This window comes from Azospirillum sp. TSO5, assembly GCF_003116065.1.
GTDB lineage: Bacteria > Pseudomonadota > Alphaproteobacteria > Azospirillales > Azospirillaceae > Azospirillum.
In genome coordinates this window covers 15228-30852 of record NZ_LGQY01000123.1, presented here as the reverse complement: position 1 = coordinate 30852, position 15625 = coordinate 15228, and the positions used below count along the sequence as shown (strand labels likewise).

13 protein-coding genes are annotated in these 15625 nt (G+C 67.6%); 7 read left to right on the top strand and 6 right to left on the bottom strand.

Going from position 1 to position 15625, the window contains the following annotated elements:
- Positions 1–34: 34 nt before the first annotated feature.
- A complete protein-coding gene (locus tag TSO5_RS26730; protein ID WP_109154466.1) occupies positions 35–3163 on the top strand; it encodes a PAS domain-containing protein in 3129 nt (1042 codons plus the stop codon).
- Positions 3164–3245: 82 nt separating this feature from the next.
- On the opposite strand, the gene acnA is transcribed toward TSO5_RS26730, so the two are convergent.
- Entirely contained in the window at positions 3246–5933 is a 2688-nt protein-coding gene (gene acnA / locus TSO5_RS26725) for an aconitate hydratase AcnA (protein ID WP_109154465.1), read from the bottom strand.
- A 361-nt stretch (positions 5934–6294) separates the two neighbouring features.
- Positions 6295–7335: a class I SAM-dependent methyltransferase gene (locus TSO5_RS26720; RefSeq protein ID WP_199231030.1), complete on the bottom strand. Its 1041-nt coding sequence runs from the start codon at positions 7333–7335 to the stop codon at positions 6295–6297.
- Positions 7336–7595: 260 nt separating this feature from the next.
- Between TSO5_RS26720 and TSO5_RS26715 the strand changes: the two genes are divergently transcribed.
- The 4 genes from TSO5_RS26715 to TSO5_RS26700 all read left to right on the top strand — a co-directional run bounded on the left by TSO5_RS26715 (position 7596) and on the right by TSO5_RS26700 (position 9646).
- A complete protein-coding gene (locus TSO5_RS26715; RefSeq protein ID WP_109154464.1) occupies positions 7596–8198 on the top strand; it encodes an NUDIX hydrolase in 603 nt (200 codons plus the stop codon).
- 22 nt (positions 8199–8220) lie between these two features.
- Positions 8221–8850 (top strand): 3'-5' exonuclease, encoded by a 630-nt coding sequence (locus TSO5_RS26710; protein ID WP_109154463.1) that lies wholly within the window; start codon positions 8221–8223, stop codon positions 8848–8850.
- 74 nt (positions 8851–8924) lie between these two features.
- A complete protein-coding gene (locus TSO5_RS26705; protein ID WP_109154462.1) occupies positions 8925–9209 on the top strand; it encodes a YciI family protein in 285 nt (94 codons plus the stop codon).
- 17 nt (positions 9210–9226) lie between these two features.
- Positions 9227–9646, top strand: coding sequence for an EVE domain-containing protein (locus tag TSO5_RS26700; protein WP_109154461.1), 420 nt, complete (start codon positions 9227–9229; stop codon positions 9644–9646).
- Between the two features lie 163 nt (positions 9647–9809).
- Here the strand turns inward: TSO5_RS26700 and TSO5_RS26695 are convergent, their stop codons facing one another.
- The gene (locus TSO5_RS26695; RefSeq protein WP_109154460.1) at positions 9810–10034 is read right to left on the bottom strand and encodes a hypothetical protein; all 225 of its coding nucleotides are present in this window, start codon (positions 10032–10034) and stop codon (positions 9810–9812) included.
- A 390-nt stretch (positions 10035–10424) separates the two neighbouring features.
- Here TSO5_RS26695 and acs point away from each other — a divergent pair, with 390 nt between their 5' ends.
- Entirely contained in the window at positions 10425–12365 is a 1941-nt protein-coding gene (gene acs / locus TSO5_RS26690; protein WP_109154459.1) for an acetate--CoA ligase, read from the top strand.
- Positions 12366–12578: 213 nt separating this feature from the next.
- On the opposite strand, the gene TSO5_RS26685 is transcribed toward acs, so the two are convergent.
- From TSO5_RS26685 to TSO5_RS26675, 3 genes are all read right to left on the bottom strand, one after another.
- Positions 12579–13073: a hypothetical protein gene (locus TSO5_RS26685; RefSeq protein ID WP_109154458.1), complete on the bottom strand. Its 495-nt coding sequence runs from the start codon at positions 13071–13073 to the stop codon at positions 12579–12581.
- Entirely contained in the window at positions 13070–13609 is a 540-nt protein-coding gene (locus TSO5_RS26680; RefSeq protein WP_109154457.1) for a hypothetical protein, read from the bottom strand. The genes TSO5_RS26685 and TSO5_RS26680 overlap by 4 nt, the downstream gene beginning before the upstream one ends.
- Before the next feature lie 145 nt (positions 13610–13754).
- Positions 13755–14792, bottom strand: a complete 1038-nt coding sequence (locus TSO5_RS26675; protein ID WP_109154456.1) for a DctP family TRAP transporter solute-binding subunit — start codon at positions 14790–14792, stop codon at positions 13755–13757.
- A gap of 53 nt (positions 14793–14845) precedes the next feature.
- On the opposite strand from TSO5_RS26675, the gene TSO5_RS26670 reads away from it, so the two are divergent.
- Positions 14846–15517, top strand: coding sequence for an OmpA family protein (locus tag TSO5_RS26670; protein WP_109154455.1), 672 nt, complete (start codon positions 14846–14848; stop codon positions 15515–15517).
- Positions 15518–15625: the final 108 nt, after the last annotated feature.

Here is a 15625-nt window from a genome sequence, read left to right as displayed (position 1 = left end):
CCGGTCGGCTTCGCGGAGGAGCCTCGTCTACGCCATGACCCTTCTGGCACGCCTCTTCATCCTGGTCCTGCTTGCAGTGCTTCCGGCGATCGGGATCCAGATCTACAGCGTGCTCGAACAGCGGGCGGAGCGCGAAGCCGATGTCACGCTTCAGGCCGAGCGGCTGCTGCGTCAGGTGGAAAGCGAGCATTTCCGCATCATCGACAGCGCCCGTCTGATGGTCACCGCGGTGACCGAGACGCGCTTCCTGCGCCGGGGCGAGATCGAGAACTGCCAGCCCTATCTGGAACGGCTGGCCGTCCGCTCCGCCGATTACCGCACCCTGTCGGTCACCGACGGCGAAGGCCGCATCCTGTGCAGCGCCGACCCGTCGCGCATCGGCGCCTCGCTGGCGGCCCAGCCGCATTTCCGCCGGGCGATGGCCCAGGGGCGCTTTTCCGTCGGCGAATGGACGATCACCCACTCCGGCGACACCGGCGGAGAATTGCCGGTCGCGGCTCCCTATGCCGATTCCGAAGGCCGGCGGGCAGGGGTGGTCGCCCTGTCGCTCGACGTGTCGCGGCTGGCCGCCATGTTCGCCGCCCGCCCGATGCCGGAGAACACCACCCTGACCGTCGCCGACCGGTCCGGCACCATCCTGGTGAAGCTGCCGGGCACCCAGGGCCGTGCCGGCGAACGGCTGCCGGACGGCTATCTGTCGCTGCTGTCGGACAGGGAGGCCGGCGTGGCCATGCTGCCCGGGCTGGACGGCGTGTCGCGCATCCTCGCCTACTCCCCGCCATCCGCCGGCATCCGCGACCTGTTCATCAGCGTCGGCGTCGACCGCCGTGCCGCCATGGGGGTGGTGGACCGCGCCACCCGCGACGGACTGCTGATGACCCTGTCCGGCTTCCTGGTCGCCGCCGCCGCCGCCTGGATCGGCGGCACCCTGTTCATCCGCCGCCCGGTCGACGCACTGGTCTCGGCCGCCCGCGACTGGAGCGAGGGCAAGACCACCACCCGCGTCAAGCTGTCCGACCGTTCGTCGGAGATCGGCCAGCTCGGCCACGCCTTCGACACGATGGCCGACCGGCTGGAAACGCGGGAAGCCGCGTTGCGCCAGTCGGAGAGCCACATCCGCGCCGTGCTGGACGCGCTGCCGGCTTTCGTCGGCGTGCTGACGCCGGACGGGGCGGTGGCCCAGGTCAACCGCGTCGCGGCCGATGCCGCCGGGCTGCCGGCCGCGCGCATCGTCGGCCGTCCCTTCGACGAGATCTGCTGGCTGTCCTTCGACGAGGCCGGACGCGAGCGGCTGCGGCAGGCGCTGGCGCTGGGGGCGGGCGGCCGCTCCTCCCGCTTCGACGCCGGGCTGCGGCTGGCGGCGGGGCGGGAGTCGGCATCGCGGGAGATGGCCCAGCGCGAGATGGTGGTGGACGTCAACCTGACCCCGATGGTCGACGCCGACGGCCATGTCACCCACCTGATCGCGACCGGCATCGACATCACCGAACGCAAGCGCACCGAGGAGGCGTTGCGCGTCGCCGAGGAGCGCGTGCGCACCGGCCTGCGCAATTCCGGCGTGGTGGTGTTCAACCAGGACCAGGATTTGCGCTACACCTGGGCGCATTCGGAGTGGCTCGGCGTCGCGCCCGACGCGCTGATCGGCCGCACCGACACCGACCTGACCGATCATGGCGAGGATGCAGACGGCATCATGGCGCTGAAGCGCCGCGTCATGGAGAGCGGTGTTGGCGCGCGGGAAGAGGTGCGCATCCGCTGCAAGGGCGAGGACCGCTTCTTCGATCTGACCGTCGATCCGCTGCGCGACCCCTCCGGCCGGGTGGAGGGCGTCACCTGCGCCGCCGTCGAGGTCACCGACCGCAAGAAGGCCGAGGCCGAACTGCGCCGCGCGCGGGAGGAGGCCGACCAAGCCAACGAGGGCAAGTCGAAGTTCCTCGCCGCCGCCAGCCACGACCTGCGCCAGCCGGTGCAGTCGCTCTACCTCTTCACCGCGGCGCTGAGCGACCGGCTGCAGGGCAATCCGGCCCTGCCGATCCTCGACAACATCCGCCAAGGGTTGGACACGCTGAAGACTCTGCTGGACGGTCTGCTGGACATGTCGCGGCTGGAATCCGGCAAGATCGTCGCCACCCCGGTCGAGGTGCGGCTGAACCAGCTGCTCGGCCGGCTGGTCGCCGAATACGGACCGCGCGCTGCCCAGAAGGGGCTGGAACTGCGCGCCGTGCCGACCCGCGCCTGGGTCCGCACCGATCCGGCCCATCTGGAACGCATCCTGCGCAATCTGGTCGAGAACGCGCTGCGCTACACCACCAGGGGCAAGGTGCTGCTGGGCTGCCGCCGCACCCCGTCCGGCATGCGGGTGGAGGTGTGGGACACCGGCAGCGGCATCCCCGCCGACCGGCTGGAGGACATCTTCGAGGAATTCACCCAGCTGGGCGAGCGCAGCGAGCGCGGCCTCGGCCTTGGGCTGGCCATCGTCAAGCGTCTGTCGCGCCTGCTCGGCCATCCGGTGACGGTGCGCTCGTGGGAGGGCCGGGGCTCAGCCTTCGCGGTCGAACTGCCGCGGGTGATCCTTGGCACTCCCAAGAGCAACGCCCGGAGCACGCCGCGTCCGGCCGGCGGCACCGCCGTCGCCGCGGCGACGCTGGCGCGCCACTCCGTTGCCAACGATGCAGCGGCCAACGACCGCGGGCAGGCGATCAGCGCCATCGCCAACGCCTTCGGCGGGCGGAGCGGCAGCGGCGGGACCGCAGCGACGATTGCCGCCCCGGCGGCCACGGGGGCCACTGCGGCCAAGGGCATGGTGCTGGTGATCGACGACGAGGCGATCATCCTGCTTGGCCTCAAGGCGATCCTGGAGGGCTGGGGCTATGACGTGCTGACCGCCAAGTCGGGCGACCAGGCGCTGGAACGGCTGCGCGCCGACGGCCGCTGCCCGCAGATCGTGCTGGCCGACTACCAGCTCCAGCAGGGGCGCACCGGTCCGGAGGCGGTGAGTGCCGTCCAGACCATGCTGGGCCAGACCATTCCCGGCATCATCCTGACCGGCGACACCAGCTCCGAACGCCAGGAGGAGGCCGAGCGCCGCGGTTTCCGCATCCTGCACAAGCCGGTCTTCCCCAACGACCTGCGCCGCATGATGGCGAGCGCCGGGGCGGCGTGAGCGCCGGCTTCGGTTGCCTCGACAGAAAAAGGGCCGCTCCCCACCGGGAAGCGGCCCTTTCCTTATCTGAACTCCAACAGCCTTACTTCGCCAGATTCCGCAGCACGAAGTTCAGCACGCCGCCATTCCTGTAATACTCCACCTCGTCCAGCGTATCGATGCGCAGCAGCAGCGGGTAGGTCTCCACCGTGCCGCTGGCGCGGGTCAGGGTCAGGGTGACGTCCTTGCGCGGGCGCAGGTCCTGTTCGATGCCGGCGATGTCGAAGGTCTCCGATCCATCCAGCTTCAGGTCGGCGCGGGTGACGCCGTCCTTGAACTGCAGGGGCAGGATGCCCATCCCGACGAGGTTGGAGCGGTGGATGCGCTCGAAGCTTTCGGCGATCACCGCGCGGATGCCCAGCAGCCGGGTGCCCTTCGCCGCCCAGTCGCGGCTCGACCCCGTGCCGTATTCCTTGCCGGCGACGACCACCAGCGGCACGCCCTCGTCGGCGTAGCGCATGGCGGCGGTGTAGATCGGCAGCCGCTCGCCCGACGGGTAATGCTTGGTCTCGCCGCCCTCGACGCCGGGGATCAGCTCGTTGCGGATGCGGATGTTGGCGAAGGTGCCGCGCATCATGACTTCATGGTTGCCGCGGCGGGCGCCGTAGCTGTTGAAGTCCTGCGGACGGACCTGATAGCTCAGCAGATATTCGCCGGCCGGGCTGGTCTTCTTGATCGAGCCGGCGGGGGAGATGTGGTCGGTGGTGATGGAGTCGCCCAGCACCGCCAGCGCCCGCGCGCCGCGCACGTCCGACACCGGGTCCGGCGTCTTGGTCAGGCCGCTGAAGAAGGGCGGCAGCTTCACGTAGGTGGAGCCCTCTTGCCACTGGTAGGTCTGGCCCTCCGCCGTGGCGATGGCCTGCCACTGTTCCGGCCCCTTGAAGACGTCGGAATAGCGGCTGCGGAACATCTCGGCGGTCAGCGAGGCGTCGATGGCGTCCTGCACCTCGCGGTTGCTCGGCCAGATGTCCTTCAGATAGACCGGGCCGTCGGTGCCGGTGCCGATGGGGTCCTTGGTCAGGTCGATGTTCAGGTTGCCGGCCAGCGCATAGGCGACGCACAGCGGCGGTGAGGCCAGATAGTTGGCGCGGGTGTGCGGGTTGACGCGGCCTTCGAAGTTGCGGTTGCCCGACAGCACGGCGCCGACCACGAGGTTGCCTTCTTCCACCGCCGCGGCGATCGGCTCCGGCAGCGGGCCGGAATTGCCGATGCAGGTGGTGCAGCCATAGCCGACGATGTTGAAGCCGATGCGGTCCAGATAGGGCTGCAGCCCGGCCTTGGCGAGATAGTCGGTGACCACCTGCGATCCCGGCGCCAGCGAGGTCTTGACCCACGGCTTTTGCTTCAGCCCCTTTTCCACCGCCTTCTTGGCCAGAAGGCCGGCGGCGACCAGCACCGCCGGGTTGGAGGTGTTGGTGCAGGAGGTGATGGCGGCGATGACGACGGCGCCCTGTTCCAGGCTGTAGTCGGTGCCCTTCACCGGAACCGCCTTCTTGGGATCGTCGGCCTTGTAGGCCTCGGTCATGTCCTTGGCGAAGCCCTGGGCGATGCCCGACAGGGCGACGCGGTCCTGCGGACGCTTCGGACCGGCCAGCGAAGGCTCCACCGTGGCCATGTCCAGTTCCAGCACCTCGGTGAAGACCGGATCGGGGCTGCCCGGCTCGCGCCACATGCCCTGGGCCTTGGCATAGGCCTCGACCAGCGCCACGCGGTCGGGGTCGCGGCCGGTGAAGGTCAGGTAGCGGATGGTCTCGGCATCGATCGGGAAGATGCCGCAGGTGGCGCCGTATTCCGGGGCCATGTTGCCGATGGTGGCACGGTCGGGCAGCGTCATGCTGTCCAGCCCCGGCCCGAAGAACTCCACGAACTTGCCGACCACGCCCTTCTTGCGCAGCATCTGGGTGACGGTCAGCACGAGGTCGGTGGCGGTCATGCCCTCCTTCATCCGGCCGGTCAGCTTGAAGCCGACGACCTCCGGAATCAGCATGGAGATCGGCTGGCCCAACATCGCGGCCTCCGCCTCAATGCCGCCGACGCCCCAGCCCAGGACGGACAGGCCGTTGACCATGGTGGTGTGGCTGTCGGTGCCGACCAGCGTGTCGGGATAGGCCACCGGCTTGCCCGACGGGTCGTTGTCGGTCCACACCACCTGCGCCAGATATTCGGTGTTGACCTGATGGCAGATGCCGGTGCCCGGCGGCACGACGCGGAAATTGTCGAAGGCCTTCTGGCCCCAGCGCAGGAAGGCGTAGCGTTCCAGGTTGCGCTCGAACTCCAGATCGACGTTCTTCTGGAAGGCGTCGTTGCCGCCGAAATAGTCGACCATCACCGAATGGTCGATGACGAGGTCGACCGGCACCAGCGGGTTGATCTTCGTCGGGTCGCCGCCCAGCGACGCCATCGCCTCGCGCATCGCCGCCAGATCGCAGACCGCCGGCACGCCGGTGAAGTCCTGCATCAGCACGCGCGCCGGGCGATAGGCGATTTCACGGTCGGACCGCTTGTCGACCAGCCATTGGGCCACCGCCTTCACGTCGTCGACGGAGACGGTGCGCCCGTCCTCGAACCGCAGCAGGTTTTCCAGCAGCACCTTCATGGAGAACGGCAGCCGCGACAGATCGCCGAGACCCGCCTGTTCGGCGGCCTTCAGGCTGAAATAGTCGTAGCTCTTGCCGCCGGCGGTGAGGGAGCGGCGGGTCTTGAGCGAATCCTGACCGGTGAAGGTGGTCACGGGAAGCCTCCTTAATTCTTGAATTGGGGCCTTTGGGTCGGGCGTGCGCCTTGATCGGCGCTTGGGAGAGCGCTTCGGTTACGGTCCAGGTGATGACGGTCCAAAGGACGATCGGTCAAATGACCCTAAAGATCGTCCAAAAGACTGGAGCAGCCACGCGGGCGCCCCTACATCATGCAGGCAAGATGTAGGGTGAAGCCCCGGCAGATCAAACGCATGACTCCAAGAAAGCGCCAGCATGGGCGTGGTTGACGGATGCCATGCCGTCACCTCCCTAATGGGCGGCGACGGGGCCGGCCCCGTCCATCATCCTATGACGTCTCTGCGAACTCGTTCTTTACTCATATGAACATTGAGCGCATCACGCCGGCTTCATCGCCACATAGCGGACGAAGCGCAGGCCGCTGCCCAGCACGCGCAGCCGTGCCCACCACAGTGCAAGCTCCCGCTTCAGCGCCGCCAGTACCGGGGCCGGCGGCGGGACGGCGTTCGCCAGCGTGTCGGCCAGCCTGCGCACGCGGTCGATGATGTGGCGGCGGTGCAGCTGGGTCAGATCCTCTGAAATGCGGAGGTCGAGGTTGCGTTGGGTCAGCTCGTCGGCCATGCGGGTGGCGGTCCAGGGATAGACCTCCATCGGCTCCTCCTCCCGCCAACCGTTCCAGGCGTCCCAGGAACCGGGGGTGCCGTCGATCACGTAATCGAACAGGGCGATGCCACCTTTGGGCTTCACGCAGTCGCCGACGCGGTCCAGGAACAGTTCCTTGTCGCGCAGCCGGTGGACGATGCGGTCGGCCATCACGAGGTCGAAGCTGCCGGCCTGGTTGAAATGCTCCGGGTCGTAATGGGCGACCGGCGCCTTCTTCGACAGGCCCAGCGCCTTCGACCGGTCCATCGCCAGCTTCGCCAGCAGCGGCGACGGCTCCAGCCCGGTCACCCAGGTGTCGCAACTCTCAACCAGCGCGCGGGCGGTGCCGCCGAGACCGGCCGACAGGTCCAGCACGCTCTTGGCAGGGTTGAGCCCGAAGGAGCGGACGGAGTCGACCATCCAGGCCGCTTCTTCCGGCCCGGTCATGTCCTGCCCCCACAGAAGCTGCGCCCCCTCGCTGCGCGCCGGCGACCAGACGGGTTCGCCGTGACGGTCGAGCTGCATCAGCGCCAGCCGGTCCAGCTCCGGATTGCCGTCGGCCGCCACCGGGCCGGACGATGCCGCAGGCAGGGTGGCGCTGCCGACCGCCTCCACCGGTCCGGGATGGCGCCGCTCCGCCAAGTTACACAGGTCAGTCCGGTGCGAGACGCGGGGCAGCCGGGACAGGTCATAACCCTCCCACCAGGCGGCCAAACGGATGCGCCAGTCGGGGTTACGCCACCGCTCCAAATCCTGCGGACTGACCTGCGGAACCACGCATCTGCCCTTTCCAGGTCGTTGGGCGGAACATCAATCCAGCCCTATTGGGGTATGACATAGGCATTCGACGCTGTGATTTAGAAGTAGGTGCGACGCATTTGTCTGTCAAGAAACCATTATTTAACGATTTCGACTTCATCATTCTCAATTGTTGGAAAATTTTACCGGTTTTTGTCTGTAGGCCTGCTGTGTGCGGGCATTGCGGCAGAGGGGCTGTCTCACTATACTCCGGCCGCAACCGACGGAGGGGGCTTCGCGTGCCGATCGAATCCGGTGAGTCCACCGGCAATCCCTGGACCGTGCTGACCAGCACGACGAAATACGAAAACGCCTGGATGGAGGTGGTCGAACACAAGGTTCTGACCCCAAAGGGCGCTCCGGGAATCTACGGCGTCGTCCATCCCCGCAGCATCGCCACCGGCGTCGTGCCGATCCATGACGACGGCACGGTGACTCTGGTCGGCCAGTACCGCTTTCCGCTGAAGCAATACAGCTGGGAAATCCCCGAAGGCGGCGGGCGCAAGGGGTTGGAGCCGCAGGAATCCGCGGCGCGCGAACTGCGCGAGGAGACCGGCCTGACGGCGCGGCGCTGGATGCCGTTGATGAAGCTGCACCTGTCCAACTGCATCACCGACGAGGTGGCTTATACTTTCGTCGCCTGGGGCCTGGAGCAGGGCGAGTCCGCTCCCGACGAAACCGAGGTTCTGGCGGTGCGCCGCCTGCCTTTCGCCGAGGTGATCGACATGGTGCTGGACGGCGCCATCACCGACGCCATGGCGGTTGCCAGCCTGCTGAAGCTGCGGGTCCTGGCGGCGGAAGACGGGCTGCCCGAGGATCTCGCAAGCATTCTGCGCCTGTGACCTGCCTGCTTATCGGAACTCAATGACCGTCATTTCCGGCCACGCCGTCGCCATCGATTTCGAAACCGCCAACGAGACCCGCACCAGCGCCTGCTCCATCGGCGTCGCCTGGATCGAGGACGGCCGCGTGACCAGGACGGAGGAGCATCTGATCCGCCCGCGCGAGTTGCGCTTCAACTCCTTCAACAGCGCCATCCACGGCATCCGGGAAGAGGACGTGGCCGACGCCCCGGAATTCCCGGAGGTGTGGGCGACCTTGCGCGAACGGGTGCAGGGCCGGTTGATCCTGGCCCACAATGCCGCCTTCGACATCAGCGTGCTGCGCCACACCCTGACCGACTATGGTCTGGACTGGCCGGCCTGCGACTATCTCTGCACCGTCGTGATGGCGCGGCGTGCCTGGCCGACGCTGACGGCGCACCGGCTGAACCATCTGGCGGACTTCCTGGGCATCGCACTGGACCACCACCATGCCGGCAGCGACGCCGAGGCCTGCGGCCGCGTCGCGCTGGCTGCCGCGGCGGAGATGGGGCTGAGCGGTTTCGGCGAGATCTCGCGCACGGGGATCAATCCGGGCCGCATCGCCCCCGGCGGCTATTCCCCCTGCAAAGGCGGCAAGGCACCGTCGCGGCGTCCGCGCTTGGTGGTGTGACGCTTCAGCCGGCGCTTTCCCCCCGCTGCTGGCTGCGCTAGGCTCCCGCTCCACCGTATGAAGGAGCGAGCCGCATGCTGTTCATGTTCCATTGCGTCGACAAGGCGGGTGCCGCCGATATCCGCGCCGCCAACCGCGCCGAGCATCTGGCCTATCTGGAGGCCAACGCCGACCACATCTTCGTCGCCGGCCCGCTGCTGTCGGACGACCAGAGCGGCATGGTCGGCAGCCTGCTGATCGTCGAGTGCGCCGATGCCGCCGCCGCGCAAGCCTTCGCCGCCGGCGACCCCTATGCCAAGGCCGGCCTGTTCGACAGCGTGACGATCCGGCCCTGGCGCCGCGTCTACCCCAAGGCCTGAGCGGGAGAGCGCCGGCGATGGCCTACTGGCTGGTGAAATCCGAGCCGTTCAAATATTCCTGGGACCGCATGGTCGCCGACGGCCGGACCCATTGGGACGGGGTACGCAATTACCAGGCGTCCAACAATCTGAAGGCGATGGAGGTGGGCGACCGCGCCTTCTTCTATCACTCCAACGAAGGGCTGGAGATCGTCGGCATCGTCGAGATCGTCCGTACCTATTACCCGGACCCCAGCGACGAATCCGGCCGCTTCGGCATGGTCGACGTGGCCCCGGTGATGCCGGTGAAGACGCCCGTCACGCTGAAGCAGATCAAGGCCGACCCGCTGCTGCAATCAATGGCCCTGGTCCGCCAATCCCGCCTGTCGGTCTGCCCGGTCAGCGAGGAGGAATGGGCCCACGTGTGCGATCTGGCGGGGGTAGGTGTGCCGGCCTAAAGGAGCTGCCGAACGCCCCCTCCCTAACCCTCCCCCACCTTCGGTGGGAGAGGGGACTGCCGCTGTCCTCGATATCACTCCGGCATGCGTCCTACCCCCTCTCCCGCGAAGCGGGGGAGGGATGGGGAGGGGGCATTCGCCGCCGAACTACGCACTCGAAAACCTACTCCGCCGCGTCCTGCATCGCCGCGCGGAAGTCGTTGGTCGCCTGCAGCATGCGCCGGGCGACGTCGGCCATGCCGGCGGCGGAGGTGGCGGTGAGGGGCGCGCCCAGGGCGCGCAGCGTGGCGTCGATGGCCGTCAGGCTGGTGCGGTCGGCCAGACCGGTCAGGCGGCCGGCGGTGTCGCCCGCTTCGGGAAGATCGTCCGCGTTGGTGGTGCTGGCCATTGCGATCCTTGCCGCCGATGATCGTTACCGTGATGCAGCAACTCTATAGCTGTCAGTCGGTTAAGGTCGGGTTAAGCAAGGGACTGTTCGTTACAGGGCCGACACGGTGCATGCTGCACCGCGGCGCGGCGGATGGTCGCGGCACGCGGTCGCCCATGATTCGGACCCGAACGGCGCCGAAACCTGCGTGCCTTGGTATGCTTGAGGAAGAAACAGTCTCGCGCTGCAAAATCAGCGACACAATCCTCCTTTGGTCGGGGGGCCTGCGGGGGCCGATTTGCTTGTTCGTCCCGCAACTTGTGTGGATAATGCCGCTCAATTCCGGGCGGCGGCCCGCCGCCCTGCAACATCTTCCGGCCAATTCGGAAGCACCACGGGGGAATCGCACTCATGACCGACAACAGCTTCTTTCCGGTGAAGCCCGAGATCGCGGCGACCGCCCACGTGAATGCGGAAGCTTATGCCCGCATGTACGAGCAGTCGGTCAAGGACCCCGAGGCATTCTGGGGCGAGCAGGGCAAGCGGCTCGACTGGATCAAGCCCTACAGCAAGGTGAAGGATGTCAACTTCAATGACGACGTCCACATCCGCTGGTTCCACGACGGCACGCTGAACGTTTCCGCCAACTGCATCGACCGTCATCTGGCGACCCGCGGCGACCAGACCGCGATCCTGTTCGAAGGCGACGACCCCGGCGTTTCGAAGGCCATCACCTATAAGGAGCTGCACGAGAAGGTCTCGCGCCTCGCCAACGTTCTGAAGAAGAACGGCGTCAAGAAGGGCGACCGCGTCACCATCTACCTGCCGATGATCCCGGAGGCCGCCTATGCGATGCTGGCCTGCACCCGCATCGGCGCCATCCACTCCATCGTCTTCGGCGGCTTCTCGCCCGACAGCCTGAAGGACCGCATCGTCGACTGCGACAGCCACTTCGTCATCACCTCCGACGAGGGCCTGCGCGGCGGCCGCAAGGTGCCGCTGAAGGCCAACGCCGACAAGGCGGTGGCCGGCGCGCCGATGGTCAAGCATGTGCTGGTCGTCAAGCACACCGGCGGCGACGTCGCCTGGACCGCCGGCCGCGACCTCTGGTACCACGAGGAGATGGACAGCGTCTCCGCCGACTGCCCGCCGGAGGAGATGAGCGCCGAGGATCCGCTGTTCATCCTCTACACCTCCGGCTCGACCGGCAAGCCGAAGGGCGTGCTGCACACCACCGGCGGCTATCTCGTCTATGCGTCGATGACCCACCAGTATGTCTTCGACTACAAGGACGGCGAGGTTTACTGGTGCACGGCCGACGTGGGTTGGGTCACCGGCCACAGCTACATCGTCTATGGCCCGCTCGCCAATGGCGCGACCACCCTGATGTTCGAAGGCGTGCCGACCTATCCGGACGTCTCGCGCTTCTGGCAGGTCATCGACAAGCACAAGGTCAACATCTTCTACACCGCGCCGACCGCCATCCGCTCGCTGATGCGTGAAGGCGAAGGCCCGGTGAAGAAGACCTCGCGCGCCTCGCTCCGTGTGCTGGGTTCGGTCGGCGAGCCGATCAATCCGGAAGCGTGGCTGTGGTATTACAATGTGGTCGGCGACGCCCGTTGCCCGATCGTCGACACCTGGTGGCAGACGGAGACCGGCGGCATCCTGATCAGCCCGCTGATCGGCGCCATCGGCCAGAAGCCGGGTTCGGCAACCAAGCCGTTCTTCGGCGTGCAGCCCGTCGTCGTCGACAACGAAGGCCAGATCCTGGAAGGCGAGACCGAGGGCAACCTCTGCATCGCCGATGCCTGGCCGGGCATGATGCGCACGGTCTATGGCGACCATGAGCGCTTCGTCCAAACCTACTTCTCGACCTTCCCGGGCAAGTACTTCACCGGTGACGGCTGCCGCCGCGACGCCGACGGCTATTACTGGATCACCGGCCGCGTCGACGACGTCATCAACGTCTCCGGCCACCGCATGGGCACCGCCGAGGTCGAAAGCGCCCTGGTCGCCCACCCGAAGGTCGCCGAGGCCGCGGTCGTCGGCTATCCGCACGACCTGAAGGGCCAGGGCATCTACGCCTACGTCACCCTGAACGCCGGCGAGACCCCGACGGAAGAGCTGCGCAAGGAGCTGGTGAACTGGGTCCGCAAGGAGATCGGCCCGATCGCCTCGCCCGACCTGATCCAGTGGGCTCCCGGCCTGCCGAAGACCCGCTCCGGCAAGATCATGCGCCGCATCCTGCGCAAGATTGCCGCGAACGAGCATGACAGCCTGGGCGACACCTCGACGCTGGCCGATCCGGGTGTCGTGACCGACCTGATCGACAACCGCATGAACAACGGTTGATGCCAGGTTGATGGGAGGAGGGGGCGCTCTGGTGGGGCGCCCCTTTTTTCTTGCGGAGTTGCTGGCTTTTTGCCCCCTCCCTAACCCTCCCCCACCTTCGGTGGGAGAGGGAACTCCGCCGCTCTCGCGCTTAACTCCCTCTCCCGCGTTAGCGGGGGAGGGTCGGGGAGGGGGCAATCGCCAGCCGACCACTCCCCAACACCGCCCCCCCCCTCAGCCCTCCGGCAGCACCAGCGGGGCGGCGGGGGAAATGGCGAAGGCGGTGGGGGAGGGGTGGCGTTCGGTGATCCGCTTGCGCGCGTCCTCCGCACTCTCGGCGGCGACGGCGTAGGTGCGGACGCCCGTCCACGGGGCGGTGGCGTCCAGCGCCTCCACCGCGACATACCACAGCGGACCGCTGGAGCGGGCGACGCGGTCGACACAGTGGAACTCCATCGGCGCAAGTGCCGAATCGTCGGTCACGACTGACTGCAGCGACAGGATCTCGCCCTCGACCGCCGCCACCTCGCGACGCAGGCCGGCCAGCGTTTCCTCCGCCTCCACCCGGCGGACGGCGGCGAGCTTGGCGTAGTTGGCGTAGACTTCCAGTCGTTCCTTCAGCGCGGTCAGCTTCTCCGACTGGCGGCGGGCGCGGATGCCGAGGATCCGTTCGCCCAGCATGCCGACGCCAAGACTGGTGACCGCCCCCAGCAGCCAGACGATGGTCATGGCGCGACAGCCCCGGCCGCAGCCTCTTCGGTGGCGCCCTCGCTGGAAACGGTCACGCCCACCCCGTCATGGAAGATGTTTCGGGTCAGCATCTGGGCGGCGGCGAAATCGCCGGCCCAGACCTGCGCCTCGTTCTCGAAGCGCCAGATGGCGGGGTGGACCACCGCCTTGGCATCCGGGCGGGCGGTGAAGCCGGGCGCCATCGCCAGCCGGAAGACGAAGCGGTTGCGTCCCGGCTCATGCCGGCCGATCTCGTGGATGAAGCGGCGCGCTGTGGCGGCGCGCTTGCCGCCGCGGCGGTTGAGGATCAGTTTTTCGGTCGACAGCTCGACCAGCTTCGCCTTTATCGCCCCGATCTCGGCCTGCATGGCCTCAAGCTCGTTGGCCTGACCTTCCAATGCATCGCGTTCGGCGGCCAGGGTGGCGCCGCAGCGGCGGATCTGGCGGTCGGCCCGCAGGATCAAAGCATGGCGGATGCCCAGGAACAGCAGGGTGGCGCCGATGCAGAACAGCGCCAGCAGCATCTCCGACGTCATAGGCGCCCGCTCCGCAATCCTTCCGGCAAGTTGGGGAAGTTGTAGCGCAATCCGCGCGGGCACGCATCACAAGCAAGTGCTTCGCGGCCATGAAAAACGGCGCCCCGAAGGACGCCGTCATTCCGTACACCAGCGAAGGTGAGGATCACTTCCGCGCGGCGATGGCGCTCTCGGCGGCCTTCACCAGATCGGGGCCGATCTGCTTGGTCCACTTGTCGAAGACCGGCTGGGTGGCGGTCTGGAAGGCCTTCTGCTCCTCCGGGGTCAGGCGCACCACCTCGACGCCCTGGGCGGTGATCTCCTTCAGCAGGCTGTCGTCCTCGGCGGTGATGCCCTTGCGGGAGATCGCGACTTCTTCGGCGGCGGCCTGGACGGCGGCGGCGCGCACCGCCTCCTGGTCTTCCTTCGACCAGCTGGCCCAGACTTCCTTGTTGACGACGAAGATCAGCGGGTCGGCGACATAGCCCCACAGGGTCAGGTTCTTCTGCCCCAGCGTGGCGAGCTTGGCGGCGACGAAGATGGACAGCGGGTTCTCCTGCCCGTCGACGGCGCCGGTGGACAGCGCCGGCTGCGCGTCGGCCCAGCTCATCTGCGTCGGGTTGGCGCCCAGCGCGGTGAAGGTGTCGAGATAGAGCGGCGAGCCGACGACGCGGATCTTCATCCCCTTCAGGTCGGCCGGCTTGCGGATCGGATGCTTGGAGTTGGAGATCTCGCGGAAGCCGTTCTCGCCCCAGGCCAGCGGCACCACGTCCTTGGTGGCGAGCAGGTCGAACAGCTTCTTGCCCACCTCGCCCTGGGTCAGGGCGTCGAGCGCCTTGTGGTCGGGCATCAGGAAGGGCAGGGAGAAGAGGTTCAGCTCCTTCACCTGCGGCGACCAGTTGATGGTGGAGCCGACCGCCATGTCGATGGTGCCCTGGCGGAGTGCGGTGAATTCCTTGGTCTGGTCGCCGTTCACCAGCGAAGTGCCGGGATACATCTTGATGTTGATGCGGCCGCCGGTCTTCTCCTTGACCAGCTCGGCCCAGCGGTCGCCGCCGACGCCCCAGGGGAAGGGCTTGCCCAGAACGGTGGAAAGCTTGTACTCCGCCTTGTAGTCGGCAGCGTTCGCCGCACCGGCAACCAAGGCCGGAACCGTCAGCGCGGCCAGCGCGATGCCGGCGAGCAGAGCCTTCAGCGATTTCATGCTTGTTTCCTCCCAAGCGCCCTATACGAAAGATACGGACCGGGATCGTACAGATGCACGCAGGACTGTTCCACGAGCAATTTGACACGACCGTCCGCGGTCCGAACAATGCGGCCATGCGGCTTGGCTTGGCTCTTGGCGCTTGCGTCTGGCTGGCCCTGCCGGTCGGGGCGATCGCCCAGGGGTTGCCGAACCCGGCAATGCCGATGGGGCCGAATCCCAGCGAATGCGAGATCCAGGCGGCTCTGCTCGGCACCACCGGCCCCAATTGCCCGCCGGTGGCGATGCAGCGTCCCGCCGCCCCGCCGCCGGCCACTCCCCCGGCCGAGCGGCCGGCGCCGGTGACAGTGCCGCCTCTGCCGGGGCCGGCGGCGATGCCGGCGCCGGAGCTGCGCGCCGCCTTCCGGGTGGAGTTCGATTTCAACTCCGCCGTCATCCGGCCGGAATCGCGGGCGATCCTCGACAAGGTGGCAACGGTGATGGCGACGGCCGGCAACACCCGCTTCCGCATCGTCGGCCATACCGACGCCGTCGGCGGCGACGCGGCGAACCTTGCCCTGTCCAGGAAGCGGGCGGCGGCGGTGGTCGAGTATCTGGTGTCCAAGCACCACATCCGCCGCGACCGGCTGGAGGCGTCGGGCATGGGCGCGCGGGAGCTGCTGCTGCCCGACCAGCCGAAGGCGGCAGCCAACCGGCGGGTGGAGATCATCAATCTGGGCAAATGAATTTTTTCGCGCCTGGAGGAACCTTCGGCGGCGTCAGGTGTTGCGCAGGGGCGCCGACGGGCCGTGGCCCCGCCCATGACCTTGGGTCGCCGACCCTCCACCCTCCAA